The sequence below is a fragment of the Variovorax sp. GW821-FHT09D04 genome (genome assembly GCF_059416405.1).
The window spans coordinates 171855-196063 of the sequence record NZ_JBWKPA010000002.1 but is presented as its reverse complement, the minus strand read 5'-3'; the positions used below and the strand labels follow the sequence as shown (position 1 = coordinate 196063).

25 protein-coding genes are annotated in these 24209 nt (G+C 68.6%); 11 read left to right on the top strand and 14 right to left on the bottom strand.

All coding sequences use genetic code 11. From position 1 onward, the window contains the following. Positions 1-44 precede the first annotated feature (44 nt). Genes AC07O4_RS07150 through AC07O4_RS07130 form a run of 5 tightly spaced genes read right to left on the bottom strand, consistent with a single transcriptional unit; the run spans position 45 to position 4276 of the window. Positions 45-593, bottom strand: coding sequence for a TIGR00725 family protein (locus AC07O4_RS07150; protein WP_062481403.1), 549 nt, complete (start codon positions 591-593; stop codon positions 45-47). After that, positions 544-1365, bottom strand: a complete 822-nt coding sequence (locus AC07O4_RS07145) for an ABC transporter permease (RefSeq protein WP_062481405.1) — start codon at positions 1363-1365, stop codon at positions 544-546. Before AC07O4_RS07145 ends, AC07O4_RS07150 begins: the two co-directional genes overlap by 50 nt. Before the next feature lie 9 nt (positions 1366-1374). Next, positions 1375-2451 carry an extracellular solute-binding protein gene (locus AC07O4_RS07140; protein WP_495304113.1) on the bottom strand — a complete coding sequence of 359 codons (1077 nt, stop codon included), beginning with the start codon at positions 2449-2451 and terminating at the stop codon, positions 1375-1377. 23 nt (positions 2452-2474) lie between these two features. Then, a complete protein-coding gene (locus AC07O4_RS07135) occupies positions 2475-3503 on the bottom strand; it encodes an ABC transporter ATP-binding protein (protein ID WP_495304111.1) in 1029 nt (342 codons plus the stop codon). 5 nt (positions 3504-3508) lie between these two features. Beyond that, the gene (locus AC07O4_RS07130) at positions 3509-4276 is read right to left on the bottom strand and encodes an ABC transporter permease (protein ID WP_070061918.1); all 768 of its coding nucleotides are present in this window, start codon (positions 4274-4276) and stop codon (positions 3509-3511) included. Between the two features lie 187 nt (positions 4277-4463). On the opposite strand from AC07O4_RS07130, the gene AC07O4_RS07125 reads away from it, so the two are divergent. The 3 genes from AC07O4_RS07125 to AC07O4_RS07115 are packed head-to-tail and all read left to right on the top strand — an operon-like array spanning position 4464 to position 8359. Further along, complete coding sequence (locus tag AC07O4_RS07125) at positions 4464-5378, top strand: LysR substrate-binding domain-containing protein (protein ID WP_070061858.1); 915 nt, start codon at positions 4464-4466, stop codon at positions 5376-5378. 52 nt (positions 5379-5430) lie between these two features. Beyond that, positions 5431-6339, top strand: coding sequence for a ketopantoate reductase family protein (locus AC07O4_RS07120; protein WP_447747748.1), 909 nt, complete (start codon positions 5431-5433; stop codon positions 6337-6339). Then, positions 6323-8359 carry a DUF3857 domain-containing transglutaminase family protein gene (locus AC07O4_RS07115; RefSeq protein ID WP_492745531.1) on the top strand — a complete coding sequence of 679 codons (2037 nt, stop codon included), beginning with the start codon at positions 6323-6325 and terminating at the stop codon, positions 8357-8359. The genes AC07O4_RS07120 and AC07O4_RS07115 overlap by 17 nt, the downstream gene beginning before the upstream one ends. A 110-nt stretch (positions 8360-8469) precedes the next feature. Here AC07O4_RS07115 and gorA read toward each other — a convergent pair whose 3' ends face one another. Continuing rightward, complete coding sequence (gene gorA / locus AC07O4_RS07110; protein ID WP_070061861.1) at positions 8470-9828, bottom strand: glutathione-disulfide reductase; 1359 nt, start codon at positions 9826-9828, stop codon at positions 8470-8472. A 217-nt stretch (positions 9829-10045) separates the two neighbouring features. Here gorA and AC07O4_RS07105 point away from each other — a divergent pair, with 217 nt between their 5' ends. Together AC07O4_RS07105 and AC07O4_RS07100 are read left to right on the top strand one after the other, a co-directional pair. Then, complete coding sequence (locus tag AC07O4_RS07105; protein WP_062481416.1) at positions 10046-10333, top strand: double zinc ribbon domain-containing protein; 288 nt, start codon at positions 10046-10048, stop codon at positions 10331-10333. Between the two features lie 74 nt (positions 10334-10407). Continuing rightward, on the top strand, positions 10408-12435 hold the full coding sequence (locus AC07O4_RS07100; protein WP_495304109.1) for a PEP/pyruvate-binding domain-containing protein: 2028 nt from the start codon (positions 10408-10410) through the stop codon (positions 12433-12435). Positions 12436-12447: 12 nt separating this feature from the next. Here the strand turns inward: AC07O4_RS07100 and AC07O4_RS07095 are convergent, their stop codons facing one another. Continuing rightward, on the bottom strand, positions 12448-13359 hold the full coding sequence (locus AC07O4_RS07095) for an MBL fold metallo-hydrolase (protein ID WP_495304108.1): 912 nt from the start codon (positions 13357-13359) through the stop codon (positions 12448-12450). Between the two features lie 105 nt (positions 13360-13464). On the opposite strand from AC07O4_RS07095, the gene AC07O4_RS07090 reads away from it, so the two are divergent. Genes AC07O4_RS07090 through AC07O4_RS07080 form a run of 3 tightly spaced genes read left to right on the top strand, consistent with a single transcriptional unit; the run spans position 13465 to position 14684 of the window. Further along, positions 13465-13788 carry an ArsR/SmtB family transcription factor gene (locus tag AC07O4_RS07090; protein WP_062478840.1) on the top strand — a complete coding sequence of 108 codons (324 nt, stop codon included), beginning with the start codon at positions 13465-13467 and terminating at the stop codon, positions 13786-13788. A 2-nt stretch (positions 13789-13790) separates the two neighbouring features. Continuing rightward, positions 13791-14228 carry a YeeE/YedE family protein gene (locus AC07O4_RS07085; protein WP_369630483.1) on the top strand — a complete coding sequence of 146 codons (438 nt, stop codon included), beginning with the start codon at positions 13791-13793 and terminating at the stop codon, positions 14226-14228. 15 nt (positions 14229-14243) lie between these two features. Beyond that, complete coding sequence (locus AC07O4_RS07080) at positions 14244-14684, top strand: DUF6691 family protein (protein WP_495304106.1); 441 nt, start codon at positions 14244-14246, stop codon at positions 14682-14684. A gap of 14 nt (positions 14685-14698) precedes the next feature. On the opposite strand, the gene AC07O4_RS07075 is transcribed toward AC07O4_RS07080, so the two are convergent. From AC07O4_RS07075 to AC07O4_RS07065, 3 genes are all read right to left on the bottom strand, one after another. Next, the gene (locus AC07O4_RS07075) at positions 14699-16636 is read right to left on the bottom strand and encodes a TRAP transporter large permease subunit (protein WP_495304105.1); all 1938 of its coding nucleotides are present in this window, start codon (positions 16634-16636) and stop codon (positions 14699-14701) included. Further along, positions 16633-17301: a TRAP transporter small permease subunit gene (locus AC07O4_RS07070; RefSeq protein ID WP_495304104.1), complete on the bottom strand. Its 669-nt coding sequence runs from the start codon at positions 17299-17301 to the stop codon at positions 16633-16635. The genes AC07O4_RS07075 and AC07O4_RS07070 overlap by 4 nt, the downstream gene beginning before the upstream one ends. 127 nt (positions 17302-17428) lie before the next feature. Beyond that, positions 17429-18538 carry a TRAP transporter substrate-binding protein gene (locus AC07O4_RS07065; protein ID WP_495304101.1) on the bottom strand — a complete coding sequence of 370 codons (1110 nt, stop codon included), beginning with the start codon at positions 18536-18538 and terminating at the stop codon, positions 17429-17431. Between the two features lie 218 nt (positions 18539-18756). Here AC07O4_RS07065 and AC07O4_RS07060 point away from each other — a divergent pair, with 218 nt between their 5' ends. Next, positions 18757-19167: a rhodanese-like domain-containing protein gene (locus AC07O4_RS07060; protein WP_062478826.1), complete on the top strand. Its 411-nt coding sequence runs from the start codon at positions 18757-18759 to the stop codon at positions 19165-19167. 15 nt (positions 19168-19182) lie between these two features. On the opposite strand, the gene AC07O4_RS07055 is transcribed toward AC07O4_RS07060, so the two are convergent. Next, positions 19183-19455: a DUF4242 domain-containing protein gene (locus AC07O4_RS07055; protein ID WP_095950262.1), complete on the bottom strand. Its 273-nt coding sequence runs from the start codon at positions 19453-19455 to the stop codon at positions 19183-19185. 129 nt (positions 19456-19584) lie between these two features. Between AC07O4_RS07055 and AC07O4_RS07050 the strand changes: the two genes are divergently transcribed. After that, positions 19585-20538, top strand: coding sequence for an AraC family transcriptional regulator (locus tag AC07O4_RS07050; protein WP_495304099.1), 954 nt, complete (start codon positions 19585-19587; stop codon positions 20536-20538). Positions 20539-20557: 19 nt separating this feature from the next. Here AC07O4_RS07050 and lysM read toward each other — a convergent pair whose 3' ends face one another. Beyond that, positions 20558-21019 (bottom strand): peptidoglycan-binding protein LysM, encoded by a 462-nt coding sequence (gene lysM / locus AC07O4_RS07045; RefSeq protein WP_062478819.1) that lies wholly within the window; start codon positions 21017-21019, stop codon positions 20558-20560. 134 nt (positions 21020-21153) lie between these two features. Between lysM and AC07O4_RS07040 the strand changes: the two genes are divergently transcribed. Next, the gene (locus tag AC07O4_RS07040; RefSeq protein WP_487847428.1) at positions 21154-21939 is read left to right on the top strand and encodes a type III pantothenate kinase; all 786 of its coding nucleotides are present in this window, start codon (positions 21154-21156) and stop codon (positions 21937-21939) included. A gap of 27 nt (positions 21940-21966) precedes the next feature. Here AC07O4_RS07040 and AC07O4_RS07035 read toward each other — a convergent pair whose 3' ends face one another. Then, positions 21967-23325, bottom strand: a complete 1359-nt coding sequence (locus tag AC07O4_RS07035; RefSeq protein WP_095950259.1) for a serine hydrolase domain-containing protein — start codon at positions 23323-23325, stop codon at positions 21967-21969. A gap of 56 nt (positions 23326-23381) precedes the next feature. Next, entirely contained in the window at positions 23382-24197 is an 816-nt protein-coding gene (locus tag AC07O4_RS07030; RefSeq protein ID WP_095950258.1) for a crotonase/enoyl-CoA hydratase family protein, read from the bottom strand. Between the last annotated feature and the right edge of the window lie 12 nt (positions 24198-24209).

The following is a 24209-nucleotide window of genomic DNA, read 5'->3' as shown; positions in this document are numbered from 1 at the left end:
TGCGCCCGTGTCGATGGGGAGGCCGGAAACAGGGTGAGCAGGCCTCAGTCCAGCAGGCAGGCCAGCACCTTGGCCAGCATGTCGTCCACGTCCGTGGCCTGCACCGCGCCGGGCAGGGCGACGTCGCCGTGCATCACGAACACCGGCTTGCCCCATTTCAGCCCCATCGCCATCTCCGACAGCGTGCCCATGTTGCCGCCGATGGCGACCAGGCACACGCCGCTGCGCGCGATGATGCCGTTGCGCATCTCGCCCATGCCGGTGGGAATGGCCACGCTGAGCCATTCGTTGGCGTGGCGGTCGTCGTCCTCGGGCAGGATGCCCACGGCGATGCCGCCGGCTTCCACCGCGCCGCGCGAGGCCGCGGCCATCACGCCGCCGCGCCCGCCGCAGACCACCGCCATGCCCGCGCCGGCCAGCGCATGCGCCACCGCGTAGGCGGCCTCGCATTCGGCCGGGCCGCCGTCGCCGGGGCCGAGCATCGCCACCGGCTGGCGGTGGCGCTGCGGCCCCCACTGCCGTTGCGCCAGGCGCGTCAGCGCCTCAGTGACCGGCGCCGACAGCACCGCGCTCGCGCCTTCGTGTAAAGACATCGCCCACTCCCATCACGACCACACACACCACCATCAGCACCAGCGACAGGGCCGCCGCCACCGCGAAATCGGACCCGCCGTCGCCCACCTGCGCGAGCAGCATCAGCGGCAGGATGTTCAGCTGCGTGCCCACCAGCGCCAGCGCCGTGCCGTAGGTGCCCATGGCAATCGCGGCCACCATGCAGGCGTTCGACAGCACCGAGGGCAGCACCTCGGGCAGCACCGTGTCCCGGAAGGCGCGCGCCTTCGAGGCGCCCAGCGTGCGCGCCGCCTGCGCCGGGCGCAGGTCGAGGTTGGCGAACACGGGGTACAGCGACAGCGCCACGCGCGGGATCAGGTAGTAGGCATACGCCAGCCCCAGGCCCGACACGCTGTAGATCCAGCTGCCGATCACGGCCGGGTCGGCGCCCAGGCCCGCGAGCAGCTGCGTCACGAAGCCCGCGCGGCCGAAGGCCAGGATGAAGCCGTAGGCGATCACCAGCCCCGAGAAGGCGAGCGGCAGGCCCAGCAGGGTCATCATCCATTGGCGCCGGCCCTCGGGCTGGCGCGCCAGTTCGATGGCGATGCAGGTGCCCACCAGCGCCGAGATCGCGCCCGCCGCCAGGCCCAGGCCCAGCGTGTTGCGCAGCGCGCCCAGGAACAGCGGGTTGCCGAACAGCCGCCCGAAGGCACTGCCGCCCTCGCCGAAGGCCTCGGGCAGCAGCGCTGCGAGCGGCACCGCGAAGAAGAGCGCCATGAAGGCCCATGCGGGCCAGGCGCCAAAGCGTCGCATCACGGCCTCTTACTTGCCCAGCGCGGCCTGCGCCCAAAGCTTGTCGACCTCGGCCTTGCGCTCCGAGGCCTTCACCACGTCGAGGGGCTTGATCTGCGGCGCGGCCGGCATCTTGGCCGCGACATCGGCCGAGAGCGGCGTGCCCGGCACGGCCGGGCGCACGAAGCCCTGCGCGAACAGCGACTGGCCGGCCTCGCTCATGATGAAGTTGAGCCACAGCTTGCCGGCGTTCGGGTTCGGGCCGTTCTTCACCAGGCTGATGGCGTAGGGCGCGGCCACGCTGGCTTCCTTCGGGATCACGACTTCCACCGCATCGCCCATGCCATCGACATGCTTGGCCTTGAGGCCGTCGTTCTCGTAGCTGATCCACACCGGGATCTCGCCCTTGAGGAACTTGGCGTAGGGCGTGGTGCCTTCCACGCGCAGCACGTTGCCGGCCGCATGCAGCTTGCCCAGGTAGTCGGTGCCGGGCTGCACGTTGTCGACGCTGCCGCCGTTGGCGTAGGCCGCGGCGAAGGTCAGCACCTGGCCGATGCCGGTGGAGCGCGGGTCGAGGTAGACGACCGTGCTCTTGAACTCGGGCTTGAGCAGGTCGGCCCAGCCGGTGGGCACGTTCTTCACCAGCTTCTTGTTCACGAGGAAAGCGATGTTGAGCGTGTGGATGGTGAACCAGCGGCCCTCGGCCTCGCGGAACACCGGCGGCAGCTTGTCGAAGTTGACGGGCTTGAAGGGCGCGACCACGTCCTTCTTCGCGGCATCGACGGCCGAGGCGGCGAAGTAATAGGCGGTGTCGGCCTGCGGGCGGCGCTTGGTCTTCTCGAGCGCGACCACGGTGGCGGCCGAGCCGATGTCGTTGTAGGTCAGCTCGATCTCGGGGTAGCGCTTCTTGAAGTCGCGGAACAGCGACTTCCAGTTGGCCCACTCGGGGCCGGTGTCGAAGGAGACGCACAGGCCTTCCTTCTGCGCTTCGGCGTACAGCGCCTTCTCGCCCGCGTAGAGCTCGGGGCCGTCGAAAGCGAAGGCGGTGCGCGCGAGCGCCAGCACGGGCAGTGCGCCGGCGGCCTGGATCAGATGTCTGCGTTGCATGGAGGCTCCTTGGAAGGAAAAGGTCAGTGGTCGAGCAGGCGAAGGTGTTCGGGGGCGATGGCGATCGCTTCGGCCGCCGGCGCGGCCGACTCGGCGAGGAAGGGCTTGCCCGCGCCCGCCACGTCGAAGTCGTAGCGCGTGAGCGCGCCCAGGTAGCGCTGCGCGCCGATGCGGCCGGCCAGGCGGTTCACGCTGTCGGGCGCCGGGTCGGGCCGGATGTGTTCGGGCCGCACCAGCACGTACACGGGCGTGCCGAAGGGGCGGTTGCCGGTCTCGGCGAAGAGCTCGGCAAAGCCCATGTCGAGCCGGCCCGGCGACGCCACCTTGGCGGGCAGGATCGTCGAGAGCCCGACGAACTCGGCCACCGCGCGGCTCGCGGGGTGCTCGTAGATCTCGCGCGGCGTGGCGATCTGCAGCAGGCGGCCGTCTTTCAGCATTGCCACGCGGTCTGCCATCACCAGCGCTTCTTCCTGGTCGTGCGTGACCAGCAGCGTGGTCGCGTTGAAGCGCTGCTGGATCGAGCGGATCTGGTCGCGCAGATGGCCGCGCACGCTGGCGTCGAGGGCCGACAGCGGTTCGTCGAGCAGCAGCGCCCGCGGGTCGATCGCGAGCGCGCGGGCCAGGGCCACGCGCTGCTGCTGGCCGCCCGAGAGCTGCGCCACGGCGCGCTGCGCGTGGTCGCCCAGCCCGACGATGTCGAGCAGCTCCTGCGCGCGCTGGCGGCGCGGGGCCGTGTCCACCTTGCGCAGCTTGAGCCCGTAGGCCACGTTGTCCAGCACGCTCAGGTGCGGAAACAGCGCATAGCTCTGGAACACCATGCCGATGTGGCGCTGGTGCACCGGCGTGCGCGACATGTCGTCGCCGCCGAGCACGATGCGGCCCGTGTGGCCGGTCTCCAGCCCCGCCACCAGCTTGAGCAGCGTCGACTTGCCCGAGCCGCTGGGCCCGATCACCGCGACGAGCTCGCCCGTACGCACGTCGAGCGACACGTCGTGCAGGCCGTGCGCGCTGCCGGGGTAGTTGTAGCTGACGTTGTCCAGGAGGAGGCTCATAAGGATTACGCGCGCTGCTTCACAAGGGAGGAAGAAAGAAGGGCCGACGCGCTCGCCAGCACGAGAAGGATGACGGTCGCTGCGCAGGCGAAGCCCGTCGCGCCGTAGAAGGCCTGCAGCAGCACCACCGGGTAGGTGCGGTTCTGGAAGCTCGTGAGCAGGTTCGACAACCCGAACTCGCCCACCGAAATGGCCGCCACCATCACCAGCCCGCTGATCAGGCTCTGGCGCAGGCTGGGCAGCACGATGCCGGTGAACTGCTGCCAGCCCGAGGCGCCGAGCGTGGCGGCCGCCTGCTCGAGCCGCCCGAGGTCCAGGTGGCGCAGGTCGGTGAGCAGCGTGTTGGTGAGGTAGGGCAGCGTGAGGATCGCGTGCGCCGCGATCAGCAGCGGCATCGAGCCCAGCCAGGGCGCGAGGTCGGTGTTGAACACGATCATGTAGCCGAAGGCCAGCGTGATGGTCGGCACCGCCACCGGCGTGGCGCTCACGATGCGCGCCGCGATGCTGCTGCCGCGCCGCGCGCCGTGGTACAGCGCATAGGCCAGCGGCAGCGCCAGCACCGTGTTGATCGCGCAGGCCGCCATCGCCACCACGAGGCTGCTCACGAAGGCCTTGCGGAACGAGGTGTCCAGCCACAGGTCGACATACCACTGCCCGGTGACGCCCGTGGGCAGCAGCGTGTTGGTCCAGTTGCCGCCGAAGCTGCCGATCGCCAGCAGGGCGATGGGCAGCAGCAGGTACAGGCCGTAGACGAGCGAGATGCCGCGAATCAAGGGGGTGTCTCCGAAGGTCTTGCGCACCCGGCATACTTTCCGGATGCTCTACTTTTTGCCCACGGCGGATTGCCGCGTTCCAGCGAATTCTAGGAAGCAGATGCACACTTATGGGTGAAAGTTGGATGACGACACTTGAGCAATCGGCAAGTGTTTTTCACACGACTTTCATCAACCGGAGCCAGGCATGAAACGCGACTGCCCCACCATCCAGGAACTGCTGGCCTTCGACGCCGTGGCGCGCCAGCAGAGCATCACGCTCGCGGCCGGTGCGCTGTGCATCACCGTGAGCGCCGTGAGCAAGCAGATTGCGGGGCTCGAGGCTTTCCTGGGCCGCGAGCTGCTGCAGAAGAACGGCCGCGGCGTGCAGCTCACGCCGCAGGGGCGCGTGTACTGGCAGAAGATCTCGGGCGGCCTGCGCGCCATCGAGACCGCGACCTTCGAGGCGCGCTCGGGCGATGCCGGCGCCGGCCTGCTCACGCTGGCCAGCGTGCCCACCTTCCTCACCAAATGGCTCATTCCGCGCCTGCCGGCCTTCAGCCAGAAGAGCCGCCACGTGATGCTGAGCTTCAGCCGCCACCTGGAGCCCAGCGACGGCATCCCGGCCGGCGTCGATGCCGCCATCCGCTACGGCCCTGATGGCTGGCCCGGCGTGGTGTCCGAATACATCGCGGGGCGCGAGTTCGTGCTGATCGTGGCGCGCGCGCTGGTCGAGGGGCGCCACCGCATCGTGCAGCCCATCGACATCGTCGGCCACACCTTGCTGCATCACGAGGGCGCGCCCACCGCCTGGCGTCAGTGGGCCGCGCAGCACGGCGTGCCCGAGGTGCAGACCGTGGCCGGTCCGCGTTTCGCGCAGTACTCGGCGCTGATCCAGGCGGCGCTCAACGGGCTGGGCATCGGGCTCGTGCCGAAACTGCTGGTGCAGGAAGAGCTGGCCGAAGGCGCGCTGCTGAGCCCCTGCGGCACGCCGGTGCGCGTGGACCAGGGCCACTACCTGTGCTACCGGCCCGACCGCCTCGACCTGCCGGCCTTCGCGGCGTTTCGCGAATGGATCATGGACGAAGGGCAGAAGTCGCGCGGCGTGGAGACCGAGGCATGAAGCGGCCGTCTTCGCTACGCTCTGCCCACGGAACAACCAAGGAATCGAATCGATGAAAGTCGCAGTCATGGGTGCCGGCGCGGTCGGCTGTTACTACGGCGCCATGCTGGCGCGCGCGGGTCACGAAGTCGTGCTGATCGGCCGGCCTTCGCATGTGGAGGCGGTGCGTGCGAACGGGCTGCGGCTGGAGACCAAGGCCTTCGATGAACAGGTGCGCCTCGAGGCCAGCACCGAAGCGGGCGCCGTGCAGGGCGCCGACCTGGTGCTGTTCTGCGTGAAGTCCACCGACACCGAATCGGCCGCCGCGCAGATCCAGCCGCACCTCGCGCCCGGCGCGCTGGTGCTCACGCTGCAGAACGGCGTCGACAACGACGCGCGCGTGCGCGCGGCACTGCCGTCGCACGACGTGGCCGCCGCCGTGGTCTACGTGGCGACCGAGATGGCGGGGCCGGGCCATGTGAAGCACCACGGCCGCGGCGAGCTGGTGATCGCGCCCTCGCGCCGCAGCGACGAGGTCGCACAGGCGCTGATCGCCGCCGGCGTGCCCACGCAGATTTCCGACAACGTGCGCGGCGCGCTGTGGGCCAAGCTGGTGCTCAACTGCGCCTACAACGCGCTGTCGGCCGTGTCGCAGCTGCCCTACGGCGAGCTCGTGCAGGGCACGGGCGTGACCGACGTGATCCGTGACGTGGTCGCCGAATGCCTCGCGGTGGCGAAGGCCGAGGGCGTGGTGATTCCGGGCGATGTCGACGCGGCGGTGCGCGGCATCGCGCAGTCGATGCCCTCGCAGTACTCGTCGACCGCGCAAGATCTCGCACGCGGCAAGCGCAGCGAGATCGACCACCTCAACGGGCTGGTCGTGCGGCGCGGCGAGGCGCTGGGCGTGCCGACGCCGGCGAACCGGGTGCTGTTCGTGATGGTGAAGCTGCTGGAAGGCAAGCAGCATGGGGCTCGCCTCTAGCCTCGACGGTTGGCGCGACTTCTGTATCATTTTGAAACGCGCCTCGCACGGCGCGACACGACGGGGTCTGCACTCCGTTCCCACACAAGAAGCGCTGGAGGAAATCATGTTCGGACGGATGCAACAGGCCATCGTGCGGCCTTGGGGGGTGTTTTGCCTGACGGCCGTTCTGGCGAGTGCTGCGGTGGCGCAGACCGCGGAACCTCAGCAGGCCCATGTCATTTCAAAGCAGTGGCACGCGGACTACGAAGTCGCGTCGGACGGCCGGTCCACGATGACCTATGCATCGGCGAACCAGGTGCTGCACGCGAGCGCGCTGGAAGACGCGAAGTCCTTGTCCTTCTCGTACAGCACGAGCATCCAGAAGGGCGAGATCCTGGAGGCCTACACGTTGAAGGCCGATGGACGGCGCATTGCGGTGCCTTCGACCAACTACCAGACCGAGGTCAACAACGGGCGTGACGGTGCGAAGCCGCTTTTCTCGGACTACACGCGACTCTCGGTGGTGTTTCCGGACGTGGCCGTGGGAGATACGGTCGGGGTGAAGTACCGGGTGGCAGACAAGGAGCCCATCTTTCCGGGTGCTTTCTCGGTTGTGCAGTCGTTCTCGCCCGCGACCGTCTATGAAGATGCTCGCATCACGGTTCGTTTCGCCAAGCCACTCGCCCTGAAGTTCGAAAGCCACAACCTGCAGGAAGAAGCCGCCCGCGAGGACAACGGCCTTCAGGTGCGTGAGTGGCGCTACCGCAATCCTGTGCCGCGGACCTATGACGAGGCGGACGAAGGAATCTGGCGCCTGGAGGAATTTCCGGTGCTGATGGTGAGCACCTTTCCGAGCTACGAATCGATCGCCAAGGCCTATGGCGACCGTGCCTTGCCCAAGGCCGAGCCCACGACCCGTGTGACGACGCTGGCGAAGTCCATCGTGGGTGACCAGACCGATCCGCTCACACGCGCCCGGCTGCTGTACGAATGGGTGTCCCGCAACATCACCTATGGTGGCAATTGCATCGGCGTGGGAGCGGTCGTGCCACGAGACACCGACACGGTGCTCGACAACAAGATGGGCGACTGCAAGGACCACGCGACGCTGCTGCAGGCGCTGTGGCGCGCGGCCGGTATCCGGGGCGAGCAGGTGCTGATCAATGCCGGCAACCAACTCGACCTGCCAGCCACGCCTGTCGTGTCCATGGTCAATCACGTCATCAACTATCTGCCCGACTGGAAGATCTACCTGGACGCGACGGCCAAGGAGATTCCCTTCGGCTACCTGCCGGATGGCTCGTATGGCAAGCCGGTTCTTCATGTCGGAGCGGCCACGACATTGGCGACCATCCCGCCTTCGGCCCCCGATCGCACGCAGCAGCATGTGCGGACCCGGCTTCGCATCGGCGCCGATGGCAGCGCGACGGGCGATATCCAGATCAGCCTCAAGGGAACACGGGCCGCGCAAATGCGCACCTACATGCGTGACCTGAAAGCGGCCACCGTTCGCGACTTCGTTCGACGCACGCTGTCGGGCTCCGGCTTCAAGGCCAAGGGCGAACTGGATCGCGGCGATCTGTCCGAGGCCAAGGCCCTGTCGGACGAGTACGCGTTCGGCTTTACCTTCGAGATCGACAACTACCTGCAAGCCGGCACTTCCGGAGCCTTCCGGTTGGCGCCCGTCGTGAACCTGCCGCTGTCCGTTGCCGGCTTTGCATTCAAGGGGGAGCAGGCCCCCGTCACGAGGCGCCACTACTGCGAAGGCTTCAAGATCGATGAGAGCTACGACATCGAACTGGCGCCCGGCGTGAGCTTTGCCCAACTCCCGGAATCGTTGACGAAGCGCGGCCGATATCTCGAATTTGCGAGCAGCTACAAGCGCACGAAGAACGGCGTGCGTGTGGTGCGTGAACTGTTCGACAAGACGCCGGACGGTGTGTGCACGGCAGACTTCATGAATGCCTGGCAGGCCGAAGTCGAGCCGATTGCACAGAACCTGAAGTCACAGGTCTTCTACAAGCGCAAGTCGCGCTGAGTTCTCCAGCGTGCGTCGGATGTCGGTCAGTCTTTGCTGGCCATCCTGACAACGAGACCGCCTGACTCGGGTCCCCCAGGAGTCCGGAGGCTCCGAGCTTCTCTGACTGCTCAGCCCGGCATCGGTTCGCGCATCGTCACGAACTCTTCGGCAGCGGTGGGGTGGATGCCGATGGTGCTGTCGAACAGCGCCTTCGTCGCACCCGCGCGCATCGCCACCGCGAAGCCCTGCACGACTTCACCCGCGTCCGCGCCCACCATGTGCAGGCCCACCACGCGATCGCTCTTCTTGTCGACCACGAGCTTCATGAAGGTGCGCTCGCTGCGGCCCGAGAGGGTGTGGCGCAGCGACTTGAACTCGCTGGAGAACACGGTGACCTCGCCGAACTTCGCGCGGGCGTCGATCTCGCTGTAGCCGCAGGTGCCGATGTTGGGGTGGGTGAACACCGCGGTGGGAATGAACTCGTAGTCCATGCCGCGCTTGCCTTTGCCGAACAGCGCATCGACCACCACCATCGCCTCGGCCAGCGCCACGGGCGTGAGCTGCACGCGGGTCGACACGTCGCCCACCGCGTAGATCGACGGCACCGAGGTGCGGTAGTGCGCATCGACCGCGATGGCGCCCTTGGCGTCGAGCTTCACGCCCGCGGCCTCGAGGCCGAGGCCCTGCGTGTTGGGCACGCGGCCGGTGGCGAAGAGCACGGTGTCGGCCTCGATCTGCTGGCCGCGCGCGAGCGTGACCACGAGGCCGTCGGGGCCGCGCGCGATGGACGACGCCTCGCAGTTCAGGCGCACGTCGACGCCGGCCTTGCCCATCTCGTTGGCAAGAAATTGGCGCACGTCGTCGTCGAAGCCGGTGAGCAGGTGGGCGCGGCGGTGCAGCTGCGTCACCTTGGACCCCAGGCCGTTGAAGATCGACGCGAACTCGCAGGCGATGTAGCCACCGCCCACCACCAGCAGGCGCTTGGGGAACGGGTCGAGGTCGAACATCGCGTCGGAGGTCACGATGTGCTCGCGGCCCGGAATCTCGGGCACGAAGGGCGTGCCGCCGGTGGCCACCAACAGGTGGCGCGCGGTGTGGCGCTTGCCTTCGATTTCCACCGTGTGCGCATCGACCAGCTGCGCCCAGCCGGTGACGAGCGTGACGCCCGAGTTCTTCAGCAGCGAGCCGTAGATGCCGTTGAGCCGGCTGATCTCCTTGGCGCGCTGGGCTTTGAGGTGCGCCCAGTCGAACTGCGGCGCCGACGGGAGCTTCCAGCCGTAGCCTTCGGCTTCCTCGAACGACTCGGCATAGCCGGCCGCATAGCTGTAGAGCTTCTTCGGGATGCAGCCCACGTTGACGCAGGTGCCGCCGAGCTCGGCGGCCTCGGCCAGCGCGACGCGTGCGCCGGTCTGCGCCGCCATGCGCGCGGCGCGCACACCGCCGCTGCCGCCGCCAATGACGAAGAGGTCGAAATCGAATGGTTGCATGAGAAAGACGCTCCTTGCGGCCGACTGTAGCGGCGGGGCGGCGGCGGCGCTTTCGGCATGGGCATGGCCGTGAAGCACCGCGGCCTGCGAGGGTCTTTGCCGGGGGCGCTTGACCCTGAAGCGGCTTCAGGGAATCCACTGTCTGCAGGCCCGCGGGAATTCATCGCCATCGGCGACGTTGCCACCGGCCCTGTTGCACGACGCAAGGGAGAAACACATGGGCATGCTGGAACGACTCTTCGGTGGACATGGCGGCGCGCGCCACGGCGGTGGCGGCGGGCACCACGGTTCGCAAGGTGGCTATGGGTACGGCCGCGACGCACCGCCACCGCCACCCGGCGGCAGCGCCTGCCCCGCTTGCCGCGCGGTGAACACGGCCGGTGCACGCTTCTGCCAGCAATGCGGCACGTCGATGCTGCCCGCGGCCTGCCGGCAGTGCGGCACGGCGATGGCGCCCGGCGCGAAGTTCTGCGCGCAATGCGGGCAGTCGACGCAGGCGACGTAGCGCGGCCGACACGCGAAAAATGGGGCGGGCCGCCAGCGAGAATCCGCGCTTGTCGGCAATGAAGGAGGAGCCCCATGAAGAACGATTCCAACAGGCAGAAGAAGAACGGTGCTGCACTGGCGTGGCTGCCGGCCCTGGCGCTGTGCACGATGGCCGTCGCGCCGGCCGGTGCGCAGCTCGCGCGCAAGCCGTCGTACTACCAGCAGCAGAACCAGCCGCAGCCCGAAGGGCCCGCCGCGCAACTGGTGCTGCGCCCCGCGGTGCCCGCCTCGTTGCCGGCGCTGCGCAGCCAGGGCGATTTCGACATGCTGGCGCGCGTCTACGACGCCGGCACGCCGATGCAGCTGGCCCATGTGCTGTTCGCGATCGACCGGCAGGCGAAGCCGGCGCGCATGCACTACATCGACACGCCGCGCTTCCAGCTGCATGTGCGCTTCCTGCGCGACACGCGGCTCACGCCGAACACGGTCAAGCGCGAGATCGACCGCAACTACCTCGTGCCGGACCGCCGCTTCCTGTTCGGCACGCTGAGCTGGCAGCAGAACATCGGCACCTTCACCTACGAGTTCTGGGAAGGCGACCGGCTCACCGTGCCGCTGCTGCGCGAGGCCGAGGCACAGGTGAAGGCCAGCTTCTTCGCGCCGGTGAAGTTCAAGACCAACTCCACGCTGCACGAGCGCATCGCGAAGGAGGCCGGCATCGACTTCGTGAGCCAGGAGGCGCTGATCCGCGAGCAGCCCTACCTGCCGATGAATCTGGGCACCGCCACCGGCCGCGTGCGCATCGTGAACGACGCCTCGGGCCTGAACGCGCTGTTGCCCGACGACATCGCCGTGCTGCGCGAGGTGCCGATCAACCTGCCGCCGGTGGCCGGCGTGCTCACCGAGCGGCCGTCCACGGCGCTGTCGCACGTCAACCTGCTGGCCAAGGGCTGGGGCATTCCGAACGCCTACGTGCGCGATGCAGCCACGGTGCTGAAGGCGCATGCGGGCCAGTGGGTGGCGCTGAAGGTGGCGGCCTCGGGTTACCAGCTGCGCCGCCTCACGCCGGAAGAAATCGCCGCGCTGCCGCCGCGCGCCGTGCGTGCGGCTGCCACCGGCGCGCTGCCCGGCAGCAAGGCCGCGAAGCCGGACCTGCGCGAGGCGCGCCTGCTGCCGCTGGCCTCGCTGCGCGCGCGGCACAGCGTGCAATGCGGCTCGAAGGCGGCCAACCTCGGCGCGGTGCTGGCCGCGCGCATTCCCTCGACGACCGTGCCCGACGGCTTCTGCATTCCGTTCGCGCACTACGACCGCTTCATGCGATCGAACGGGCTGGCCGAGCGCATCGCGCGCATGCAGCAGCAGCCCGGCTTCGCGGGCGACCCGCAGGTGCGGCTGAAGGCGCTGGCGCAGCTGCGCGACGAGATCGTGCAATGGCCCGTCGAGCCCGCCACCGCGGCGGCCTGGCGCGCGGCGTGGCAGGCGCAGCTGGGCGGGGGCGGCGTGTTCGTGCGCAGCTCGTCCAACTCGGAAGACCTGCCGGGCTTCAGCGGCGCGGGGCTCTACACCACGGTGCCCAACGTGAAGACCGGCGACGCGCTCGAGCTCGCGGTGAAGAAGGTCTGGGCCTCGGTGTTCAACCCCGAGGCCTGGGAGGCGCGCAGCGCCGCAGGCTTTGGCGCCGAGTCGGTGCTGATGGGCGTGTTCGTGCAGACCGCCATCGACTCGACCAACGCCGGCGTGATGATCACGCGCGACCCCTTCGACGCGGGGCACCCGCACGTCACCTACATCTCGGCCAAGCGCGGCATCGGCATCCGCGTGGTCGAGGGCAAGCGCGTGGCGGAGCAGGTGATGTACTCGAGCTGGTCGAAAGCCATCCAGGTGCTCAGCCGTTCGGCCGAGGAGACGGCGCTGCAGCTGGACAAGGACGGCGGCGTGAAGGAAGTGCCCGTGGAAGTCGGCCGCCACGTGCTGACCGACGAGCTGGTGGTGCGGCTTGCCAACGTGGGCGCGGCGGTGAAGCGCACCTTCAATGCGGTCGACCAGGACATCGAATGGGCGACGGTGGGCGACAAGATCGTGCTGCTGCAGGCGCGGCCATATGTGGAGCGGCGACGCTAGTTCACGGAGGCCTCAGCCCGGCGTGGCACGTGGGCGGTGGCCCGGCAGCGTGTTCAGCGGAATGCGCAGGTAGGCCACGCCGTTGTCTTCAGGCGGCGGCAGGCGGCCGCCGCGCACGTTGACCTGCATCGACGGCAGGATCAGCGTCGGCACTTCGAGCGTGGCGTCGCGCGCGGTGCGCATGCGCACGAACGCGTCTTCGCCGATGCCGTCGCGCACGTGGATGTTGTGGGCACGCTGCTGCGCCACCGTGCTCTGCCAGCGCGGCTCGCGCGTGGCGGGCGGGTAGTCGTGGCAGACGTACAGCGTGGTCTCGGGCGGCAGCGCGAGCAGCCGGCGCATCGAGCGGTAGAGCTCGCGCGCGTCGCCGCCCGGAAAGTCGGCGCGCGCGCTGCCCAGGTCGGGCATGAACAGCGTGTCGCCGACGAAGACCGCGTCGTCGACGAGGTACGCCATGTCGGCCGGCGTGTGGCCGGGCACGCGCAGCGCCTGCGCCTCGATCTCACCGATGTGAAAGCGCTCGCCGTCCTGGAACAGGTGGTCGAACTGGCTGCCGTCGGGCAGGAAGTCGCGTTCCAGGTTGTAGAGGCTGCGGAAGGTGGCCTGCACCGTGCGGATGTGCTCGCCGATGGCGATGCGCCCGCCGGCCTGTGACTGCACATGGCGCGCGCCCGAGAGGTGGTCGGCGTGCGCGTGAGTCTCCAGGACCCAGTCGACCTGCAGCGCCTGCGCGCGCACGTACGCCAGCAGGCGGTCGGCCGAGGCGGTGTCGGTGTGGCCGGAGCGGAAGTCGTAGTCGAGCACCGGGTCGATGACGGCGGCGCGCTTCGTCGCACGGTCCCAGATCACGTAGGACACCGTGCCCGTCGCGGGATCGAAGAAGGCCTGGGTGGTGGCGCGTGGGGGCATGGGGGTCGGGGTCATCGGCGCTCCTTCTGCGGTGCCTGGAAGCCAGGCACTCATTCAATCAATCAAGCGACAAATATTATATGAATTCATATAATGTTATTTCGCGAACTGTAATTCCCCATGAAGACCCCGACCCACGCCATCGACCCCCAACTGCTGCGCAGCGCCGCCGGCCAGGCCGTCGCCGTGCTCAAGCTGCTGGCCCACGAGGCCCGGCTGCTGCTGCTGTGCCAGCTCTCGCAGGGCGAGATGTGCGTGAGCGACCTCGAAAGCACGCTGGGCATCCGCCAGCCGACCCTGTCGCAGCAGCTGTCGGTGCTGCGCACCGAAGGCGTGGTGGACACCCGCCGCGAGGGCAAGAACATCTACTACCGCGTGGCCGACCCGGCCCTGCTCGAGATCCTGGCGGTGCTGTACCGCCTCTACTGCCCGAAGGAGAACTGAAGATGCCCACCATCGACTGGCCTCATTTCACGCCCTGGGCCGCACTGGCCGGCGGCGTGCTCATCGGACTTTCCGCCGCGATGTTCGTGCTGCTCAACGGGCGCATCGCCGGCGTCAGCGGCGTGCTGGGCGGCTTGCTGCGCCCCATGAAGGGCGACATGGCCTGGCGCGCGGCCTTCGTGCTCGGGCTGGTCGGCGCACCGCTCGTCTACGGGCTGTTCGCCGTGCTGCCCGCGGCGCAGATCGACGCGGGCTACGGCACGCTCGCGCTGGCCGGCCTGCTGGTGGGCGTGGGCACGCGCTATGGCGCGGGCTGCACCAGCGGCCACGGCGTGTGCGGGCTGGCGCGGCGCTCGCCGCGTTCGCTGGTCGCCACGCTGGCGTTCATGGCCGCGGGGTTCGCCACGGTGTTCGTGGTGCGCCACCTGTTGAACCTCTGAATCGGGAGACCTGCCATGTGGACCGCCATTGCTTCCTTGCTCGCCGGCCTTGTCTTCGGGCTCGGCCTCATCGTCTCCGGCATGGCCAACCCGGCCAAGATCCTGGGCTTTCTTGACGTGGGCGGGGCCTGGGACCCGTCGCTCGCCTTCGTGATGGCCGGCGCGGTGGCGGTGAGCACCGCCGGCTTCCTGCTCGCGGGCCGTCGCAAGGAGTCGCTGCTCGGAGGGCCGCTCACGCTGCCCAGCCTGCGCCACATCGACCGCCGCCTGGTCGGCGGCAGCCTGCTGTTCGGCGTCGGCTGGGGCATCGCGGGCTTCTGCCCCGGGCCCGCGCTGGTCTCGCTCGGCACGGGCGAGGTCAAGGCGCTGGTCTTCGTGGGCGCCATGCTGCTGGGCATGGGCCTGTTCGAGCTGCTCGAGCGCCGCCGCTTCGCACGGCGCCCGGCCTCAGCCTGAGAAGGCGCGCGCGTTCAGCCGTACAGGTACTGCGGCAGCCACAGCGTCAGCCCCGGCCAGATGTACATGAACACCATGCACAGGATGACGATCAGCATGTACGGCATCATCCCCGCGAAGATCTGGTTGATCGTCACGTGCGGCGGCGACACCCCCTTCAGATAGAAGGCCGACATCGCCACCGGCGGCGACAGGAACGCCGCCTGCAGGTTCACGAACACCAGCACGCCGAACAGCAGCGGATCGATCTGGAAGTGCGCCAGCAGCGGCAGGAAGATGGGCACGAAGATCACGATGATCTCGGTCCACTCCAGCGGCCAGCCCAGCACGAAGATGATCGCCTGCGACAGCAGCAGGAACTGCAGCGGCGACAGGTTCATGCTCAGCACCCACTCCTCGACGATGCGCTGGCCGCCCAGCAGCGCGAACACCGCCGAGAACAGCGCCGAGCCCACGAACAGCCAGCAGACCATCGAGGTGGTCTTGAGCGTGAGGAACACCGCCTCCTTGATCTTCTTGAAGTTCAGCGTGCCGGCCTGCCACGCCATCAGGAAGGCGCCGGCCGCGCCGACCGCCGCCGACTCGGTGGCGGTCGTGATGCCGAACAGGATCACGCCCAGCACCACCAGCGTGAGCGTGGCCAGCGGCATCACCGATGACACCAGCATGCGCAGGATCTCGAACTGCTCCGCGTCCATGCGCCAGTAGTACCAGCCCAGCAGCGCCAGCGTGAAGAGGCAGGCCACCCAGAAGCCGGAGTAGAAGGCATCGGGCACCGCGGCGGTCTTGGGCGCCTCGACCGCGTCGCCCAGCTGCTGCAGGCCACCTTCACTGGCAGGGGCGGCGGCGGGCTCGCTGCCCGGAGGCTCCTCGACGCCGCCGGGCGGCTCCTGCAGGCCGCTGCTTTCGGTGGTGTTCGCGGGTTCGTCGGTGCTCGGCGGCTCGGCCAGACCGGTGCCGGACGGCTCGGCGACGGCCGGCGCGGCGGCGGCGGGCTCGCCGGTCTTCTGCGTCGCCTGCTGCGTGGCCACCGGGGCGGCCGCGTTGTTGTCCTTCTGCGAGTAGATGGTCACGTACCACCACACCGAACCCAGCGTGACCGCGGCCAGCGCCAGCGGCACCAGCGCGCTCAGCAGGCCGCGCAGCAGCATCCACCAGCTCAGGCGCACGCCCTCGACCGCGCCGCGCAAGGCGCGACCCGGCGCCACCACGGCCGCGGCGAGCGCGGGCAGCATGCGCGGGGAGTAACTGGCCGCGAGGTGGGCCACCCACGGCGTGATCGGTGCGCGCTGCTGGTCGATCGGCATCTTGGGCGCCACCTTCGGTTGCAGCACGGCCCACCCGATCACGTAGATCAGGTACAGCAGGGCGAGGAAGAAGCCCGGGAACATCGCCGCCGCATAGAGCTTGACCACCGACTGCCCGGCCACGGCCGCGTACACGATGATCATCACCGAGGGCGGAATGAGAATGCCCAGCGTGCCGCCGGCCGTGATCACGCCGGCCGCCAGGCGCGTGTCGTAGCCCGCGTTGAGCATGGGGCGCATCGCGATCACACCCATCAGCACCACCACCGCGCCCACCAGGCCGCTCGCAATGCCCCAGAAGGTGCACACGATGAGCGTGGTCACCGCCAGCGAGCCCGGCACGCGGCGGAACGCGAGCTGCACGCTGTGGAACATCTTGTCGACCAGCGCGCCGCGCTCCATCACGTAGCCCATGAGCACGAAGAGCGGAATGGACAGCAGCGTCTCGTTGGTCATGGCCCCGAAGGCGCGCTGCACCATCAGGTCGAAAACCTTGTTGTCGAGCCAGGGCGAGGCGGGGTCGTAGAAGGCGATGAAGCCGAAGAACATGCCCAGCCCCATCAGCGTGAACGCCGTGGGGAAGCCGAGCATGATCACGAAGACGATCAGGCCCAGCATCAGCAGGCCGAGTGCGGGTTCGCTCATGCTGCGCCTCCCGTCGTGTCGCTCTTGCGTTGCTGCGCAGCCTGTTCGATGGCGTGGGCCTTCTCGATCACCTCGCGCTTGTCGGCCTCGTTCACGTAGCTGCTGCCGGCGAGCTGGTCGCCGACCACGTCCATTTCTTCCGCGTCCTTCAGGCGCGGCGTCCACACGCCGGTCTTCAGGCACAGCACGCAGCGCACCATCTCGGCGAGGCCCTGCACCAGCAGCACCGCGCCGGCCACGGGAATCACGAACTTGAAGGGGTACACCGGAATCGGGTCGGCGTTGAAGGTCTGTTCGCGCATCGCGAGCGATTCACCGAAGTAGGTCCAGCCCGACCAGGTGAGCGCCACCACGCCGGGCAGGAAGAAAACCGCGAACAGCACGAGGTCGAGCGCGGCCTGCGTGCGCGGCTTCATGCTGCCGTAGAAGAAGTCGCCGCGCACATGGCCGGCCTGCGAGAGCGTGTAGGCGCCGCCCATCATGAAGAGCGTGCCGTACAGCATGTTGTTGGCATCGAAGATCCAGGCCGTGGGCGCGTTCAGCGCATAGCGCTTGAACACCTCGCCGCACACCAGCAGCATCAGCGCGACGATGAGCCACGAGAAGGTCTTGCCCACCAGCATGCTGAACCGGTCGACGGCGTGGAGGAAGCGTTGGATGGTCATGGCGGCAGCAGCATGGGCGAGGCCCGTTCATGGAACACCGTGGCGCCGGCGATGCCGGGCCACCGGTGTTGCCCCCTGTGCGGGGGGAAGGCGCGCGCAGGAACGACGTGCGCGCCGACGGGAAGCATCAGCTCTTCTTTTTCCCGAAGTAGTGGTTGTAGGCCATCTTGAAGTCGACGCCATAGTCGTTCTGCCACTGCAGCGCACGCTCGGCGAACACGCGCTGCGACTCCAGCACCTTCTTGAAGAGCGGGTTCTCGCTGGCCTTCTTTTCCACCGTCTTGTCCCAAGCCGCGAGCTGGGCGCGCAGCACGGCGTCGGGCGTCTTGTAGAACTTGATGCCGGCCTTCTTCATGTCGGCGTAGTCCTGCGAGTTGCGCTGCACCGCCTTCCAGCTCATGTCGGCGCTGGCCGCCTGCACGGCGTAGTCGATGATGGAGCGCAGCTCCTGCGGCATCGCGGCGTACTTGCCCTTGTTGAACAGCACCTCGAACTGCTCGCCCGACTGGTGAAAGCTCTGCAGCATGCAGTTCTTCACCACGTCGGGAAAGCCCAGCACGCGGTCGCTCGAGGCGTTGTTGAACTCGGCTGCGTCGATCAGGCCGCGGTCCAGCGCGGGCACGATCTCGCCGCCGGGCAGCGGGTTCACCGCCGTGCCCATCTCGGTGAACATGTCCACGGCCAGGCCCACGGTGCGGAACTTCAGGCCCTTCATGTCCTCGACCTTGGCCACCGGCTTCTTGAACCAGCCCAGCGGCTGCGTGGGCATGGGGCCGTACAGGTACGACACCACTTCCATGTTCAGGCTCTTGTAGATCTCGTCGAGCAGCGCCTTGCCGCCGCCGTAGTTGTGCCAGGCCAGCACGGTGTTGGCGTCCATGCCGAAGCCGGGGCCCGAACCCCACAGCGCCAGCGCCGAGTTCTTGCCGTAGTGGTAGGCCACCACGCCGTGGCCGCCGTCGAGCGTGCCCTTGTTCACCGCTTCGAGCAGCTGGAAGGCGGGCACGACGGCGCCCGAGGGCAGCACCTCGATCTTCAGGCGCCCGCCCGCCATGTCGTTCACCTTCTTGGCGAAGTCGTTGGCGTACTCGTGGAAGATGTCCTTCGCCGGCCAGGTGCTCTGGAAACGCAGCGACGTGGTTTGGGCCATGCTGACCATCGGCGCGGACATCGCGCCTGCGGCCACCGCCGCGCCCTTAAGAAGGCTGCGACGGCGGGGCGATTTGCTGTCTGTCATGTGTCTCTCCATATAGTTCTCTGACCGGAACACCCAGGCCGTCGTCTTCACGTTATGGTTTCGACTGGCCGCGACCACCATCTTTGGCGCGCCACACCTTGTGACAAACAGGGTTTTCACGAACCGGTGAAAAATTCCATCATCCGGCGTGCAGATCGATCGCCCCCAGCCGCCAAAGGCTCCGGGCTTACCCTAGAGATTCGAGAGAGAAAGCAACCATGAGTGAACCCGTTGGAGAAAAAGGCTACGCCGGCGACGTGACGCCCGAGCAGGCGGCGCAGTGGATGGCGAGCGGCGAGGCCGTGCTGGTGGACGTGCGCACCGATGCCGAGCGCGAGTGGGTCGGCTACGTGCCCGGCGCCGTGCCGCTGGCCTGGAAGCAGTGGCCGGGCATGGCGATCAACCCGGCGTTCGACGACGGCGTGCGCGCCGCCGCGGAGGGCGGCAAGAAGCTGGTGCTGCTGTGCCGCAGCGGCGTGCGCTCGATCGCGGCGGCGAAGCGGGCGACCGAGCTGGGCGCGCAGGCCTACAACATCCTCGAAGGCTTCGAGGGCAACCCGGACGAGAACGGGCACCGCGGGTTGACCGGTGGCTGGCGCCGGCGCGGGCTGCCCTGGCGCCAGAACTAGAGCGCGCCGCCCGCCTCACTCGGCCGTGGCCGGGTCGATCACGCTGTACACCCGGTCCACGCGGTTGGCCGGGAAGCCACCGAGCTCCGCGTGCCGGCGCACCAGGGCCTCGTCGGTGGCCTGGTAGACGCAGTAGATCCGGTCGTCGGCCACGTAGCTGTGGATCCACTGGATGTCGGTGCCCATGCTGCTGAGCACGCCGCAGGATTTTTGCGAGATGGCTTTCAGGTCCGCCGCAGTGAACTGGCCGGCGCCGGGGATCTCTCGCTCGATGACGAACTTGGGCATGGCGGTACTCCTGTCTAGAATCGGTCGAAGGCGACCAGGACCTATGGTGCCGACGCGAAGCCGTCCTGTATTGCCCGTCTCGCCGGACTTGTTGTCCGGAACCCCGCCCTCGCTAGCCGGGAGGTGACCATGGATGTCTTGTCGGACGTGCTGCGGACCATCCGCCTGGAGGGCGCGCTGTTCCTGAACGGGGACATGTATGCACCCTGGTGCTTCAAGGTACCCAGAGGCGCGGACATCGCGCAGGTGCTCAAGCCCGGCGCACAGCGCCTGGCCATCTGCCACCTCGTGCTGCAAGGCGAATGCTGGGCCCAGGTCGACGGTGAGGCGCCGGTCCGTGCGTGCGCCGGCGACGTGATCGCCGTGCCGCATGGCGACTCGCATGCACTGGGCAGTGGCCTGCACCATGCGGCCATCGACATGTCGCATGTGGTGAGTCCGCGGGCGCCCGAGCTGGAGCGCGTGCGCTACGGCGGCCAGGGCGATCGCACCTTGCTGGTGTGCAGCTGGTTCGCGTACGAAGGCGACGCGCCCAACCCCGTCATGGCGAACATCCCGCGCCTGTTCACCACGCCCTTGCGCAGCAGGCCGGCAGGCCCGTGGATCGAGCAGTCGGTCAACTTCGTCCTGGGGGATGCGGCTTCGCACGCGCCCGGTTCGGAGATGGTGGCCGCCAAGGTGGCGGAAGTGCTGTTCACCGAAGTGCTGCGCGGCTACATCGAATCCATGCCCGCCAACAACCCGGGCTGGCTGGCGGGCCTGCGCGACCCCCACGTGAGCCGCTGCCTGGCGCTGATGCACGCCGAGCCCGCGCGCAACTGGACGGTCGACGCACTGGCGCAGGAAATCCACGTGTCGCGCAGCGTGCTGGCGGACCGCTTCACCGAACTGGTGGGCGCGCCGCCCATGCATTACCTGGCGCGCTGGCGCATGGTCCTGGCCGCCGGCATGCTGCGCAAGGACCAGGGCAACCTGGCGCGCATCGCCGAAGGCGTGGGCTACGAATCGGAAGCCGCTTTCAACCGCGCGTTCAAGCGCGAGTACGGCGTGTCGCCAGGGGCCTGGCGGCACAACGGCGCCTAGCGAGGCGCCGTTGCGGTGATCAGAGCGCCGGAATGCGCAGCTTCTGCCCCGGATAGATCTTGTCGGGGTGCGACAGCATCGGCTTGTTCGCCTCGAAGATCGCGTTGTACTTGTTGGCGTCGCCGTAGTACTTCTTCGAGATGGCCGAGAGCGTGTCGCCGCGCACCACGTCGTGGTACTGGGCGGGCGGCGCGGCCGGGGCGACGAGGTTGTTGTCCACGCTCGTCACGTTGGCCACGTTGCCCGCGGCGAGCGCGGCTTTCTCGCTGGCTTCCTGCGAGGGCGCCTGGCCCGCGAGGGTGACGACGCCGCTGCTGGCGGTGTAGGTCACTTCCAGTCCGGTGAGGCCGAGGTTCTGGGTCTCGATGTAGGTCTTGATGGCCGCGGCAGCTGCCGTGTTCGCATCGGGCGTGGCCGCCTGGGCCGACGAACCGCCGAACAGTTTTTCACCGGCTTCCTTGATGAAGCTGAGCAATCCCATGGTTTTCTCCTTGTGCCGTGGTGGATGGAAAAGGCGAATGTAGCGGTGGAACCGGGACCCTCCGCGTAGGCCCGCGCCGCGACTGTCAAAGAGGCGCCAGCAGGAATAACAACAAAGTCGCAATAATCGCGCGCATGTCTTCCCCCTTCCTCGCCATCGACATCGGCAACACCCGGCTCAAGTGGGCGCTTTACGAGGGGGCCTTCCCCGGTGCGGCACTGCAGGCCCATGGTGCCGAGTTTCTCGACCACATCGAACGCTTGGCCGATGGCCCCTGGGCCGACCTGCCGGCGCCCGGTTCCATGCTGGGCTGCGTCGTGGCCGGCGACACCTTGCGGCGGCGCGCCGAAGAGCAGATCACCGAGCGCTTCGACTGCGCCCCGCGCTGGGTGGTGTCGAGCGCGGGCGAGGCCGGCATCGTCAACGGCTACGACCATCCGACGCGGCTGGGCGCCGACCGCTTCGTGGCCATGATCGGCGCGCGCCACCGCATGCTGTCGCAGGGGCCCGAGCGGCCGATGGTGGTGGTGCTGATCGGCACGGCCGTCACCGTGGAGGCGATCGATGCCAGCGGCAAGTTCCTGGGCGGCCTGATCCTGCCGGGCCACGGCATCATGCTGCGCGCGCTCGAGTCGGGCACGGCGGGCCTGCACGTGCCCACCGGCGAGGTGCGTGAATTTCCCACCAACACCAGCGACGCGCTGACCAGCGGCGGCACCTACGCCATCGCGGGCGCGGTCGAGCGCATGGTGCAGCACGTGCGCTCGCACTGCGGCGCCGAGCCGGCCTGCTTCATGACCGGCGGCGCGGGCTGGAAGATGGCGCCCGCCATGAACGGGGACTTCGAACTGGTCGAGAGCCTGATCATGGACGGCCTGCTCGTCATCGCGAAGGCGCGGGCCCCGGCGGCGGCCGGCTGACCCGTCTTCCTTCTTCTCACCGCCTCATTACGGCTCGGGCTTCATCAGCGCCTCGCCCATGGCCTGGAAGGCGGGCAGGGTGAGCGGGTCGTTGCCCGCGTTGGCGGCGATCGGGTGCGCGGCGTAGCGCACGATCACCATCTCGGCCTTCGGATCGACATAGATGCTCTGGCCGTGGATGCCGCGCGCCATGTACGCACCGTGCGGGTTGTGCGAGACCCACCACATGTTCCGGTAGCTCCAGCCCGGCAGCAGCGCATAGCCCGCCTTCGCGAACTTGGCCGGGTCGGCGCCGCGCTGGATGTCGTCGACCACGGCCTTGGCGATCGCCTGCTGCCCGTTGGGCGCGCGACCGCCGTTGCGCAGTGTTTCGCCGAAGCGCGCGATGTCGCGCAGCACGGTGTTCAGGCCGCCGCCGCCCGACTCGGTGCCGATGCGGTCGACCATGAAGTACGCGTCCTGCTCGGCGCCGATGCGGCGCCAGATCTTCTCGCTCAGCAGGTCGGCCAGCGAGCGGTTGGACGCACGGCGCACGATCCAGGCCAGCACCTCGGCGTTGACCGTCTTGTAGGCAAAGGCATCGCCGTGCGTGCCTTCCTTCTTGAGCGTGGCGAGGAATTCGTAGAACGACTTCGGGCCCGTGTAGTTGGCGCCCTGCGTGAGCATGCCGCCGGCGCGCGCATAGTCCCAGACCTCGGCCTTCGGGTCGGCGTAGTTCTCGGAGTAGCGCACGCCGATGGTCATGTCCATCACCTGGCGCACGGTGGCGTCGCCGTAGGCCGTGTCCTTGAGCTCGGGCAGGTACTTGGTGACCGGCGCCGACGGGTCGAGCGTGCCTTCCTGCGCGAGGATGGCCGCCAGTGTGCCCACGAACGACTTGGTGACCGACATCGCCAGGTGCGGCCGTTCGGGCGTGAGCGCGCCGAAGTATTTCTCGTAGACCACCTGGCCGCGGTGCAGCACCAGGATGCCGTCGGTGTAGGTGCGCGCGATCATCTGGCCGAAGGTCTGCGCCTCGCCGCCGCCCATGGGCTGGAAGCGCACGGCCTCGATGTCGATGCGCGGCGTGGCCGCCGGCAGCGGGCTGGCGGCGCCGGGGCCGCGCCACACGTTGGCCGTGGGCACCGTCTCGCGCACGTGCGAGAAGCTCCAGCGGATGCGCGGGTACACGCCGCCGACCGGGTTGTCGAAGGTGATCTGCTTGTCGGGCGGCGGCGGAAAGCCCTGCATCCAGCCCAGCGCCTCGACCGAGGTGGCGGCGGGATCGGGCAGCGCGGGCGCCGGCGGGGTCTGGGCGAGGCTGGTGTTCACGGCAAGAAGGGTGAAGGCGGCGGCCAGCGCCGTGCGTTGAAAGAAGAAGGGCACGAGGGAACGGACAGCATGCATGCAACGGGCTCCAGTGGACGACGGAAGGGGAACGGGAAGCAACAGCTTCAATGGCCTCAACGGCCGCTGAAACGCGCAGGCCGGCGCTCGATGAAGGAGCGCACGCCTTCGGCCGCGTCCTCGCTGTTCGACAGGCGTTTCTGCGTCTCGATGAATTCCGCCACGGCCGCCAGCGGCCCATGTTCGATCGCCTTGAGCACGTTGAGCCGCGTGGCCTGCACGGCCAGCGGCGCCTGGGCCGCGATGCGCTGCGCGATCTGCAGCGCTTCGTCCAGCTCCTGGCCGGCCGGCACCACTTTCTGCACGAAGTTCAGGCGATAGGCCTCGGCGCTGCCGAACTCGTCGGCGGTGAGCAGGTGCAGCATCGCGTTGCCCAGCCCCGCGCGCTCGGCCATGCGCAGCGTGGCGCCGCCCGTGGCCATGATGCCGCGCTGCACTTCCATCTGCGAGAAGCGGCAGTTGTCGGCCGCCACCACGATGTCCGCGCCCAGCATGAGTTCGATGCCCACCGTGAAGCAGATGCCCTTCACGGCCGCCACCATCGGCTTGGTGCGGCGGCGGTAGCCCTCCAGGCCGAAGTCGTGCGGCTCCACCAGCCCGGCCGGAATCGCCTTCTCGCCGCGCTTCATGTACTCGGTGACCGCCGGCAGGTCCAGGCCCGCCGTGAAGTGGTCGCCGAAGGCATGCAGCACGCCCACGCGCAGGCTCGGGTCGTCGTCCAGCCGCGTGTAGGCCTCGGCCAGCTGCTTGAACATCGGCGGCGTCCAGCCGTTGCGCTTGGCGGGGCGGTTGATGCCGATCAGCAGCACGTGGTCGAGCACCTGCGTGTCGATGCAGCCTTCGGCGGGCGGGGTGGTGGGGGTCGCAGTCATCGGTCTTGTCTC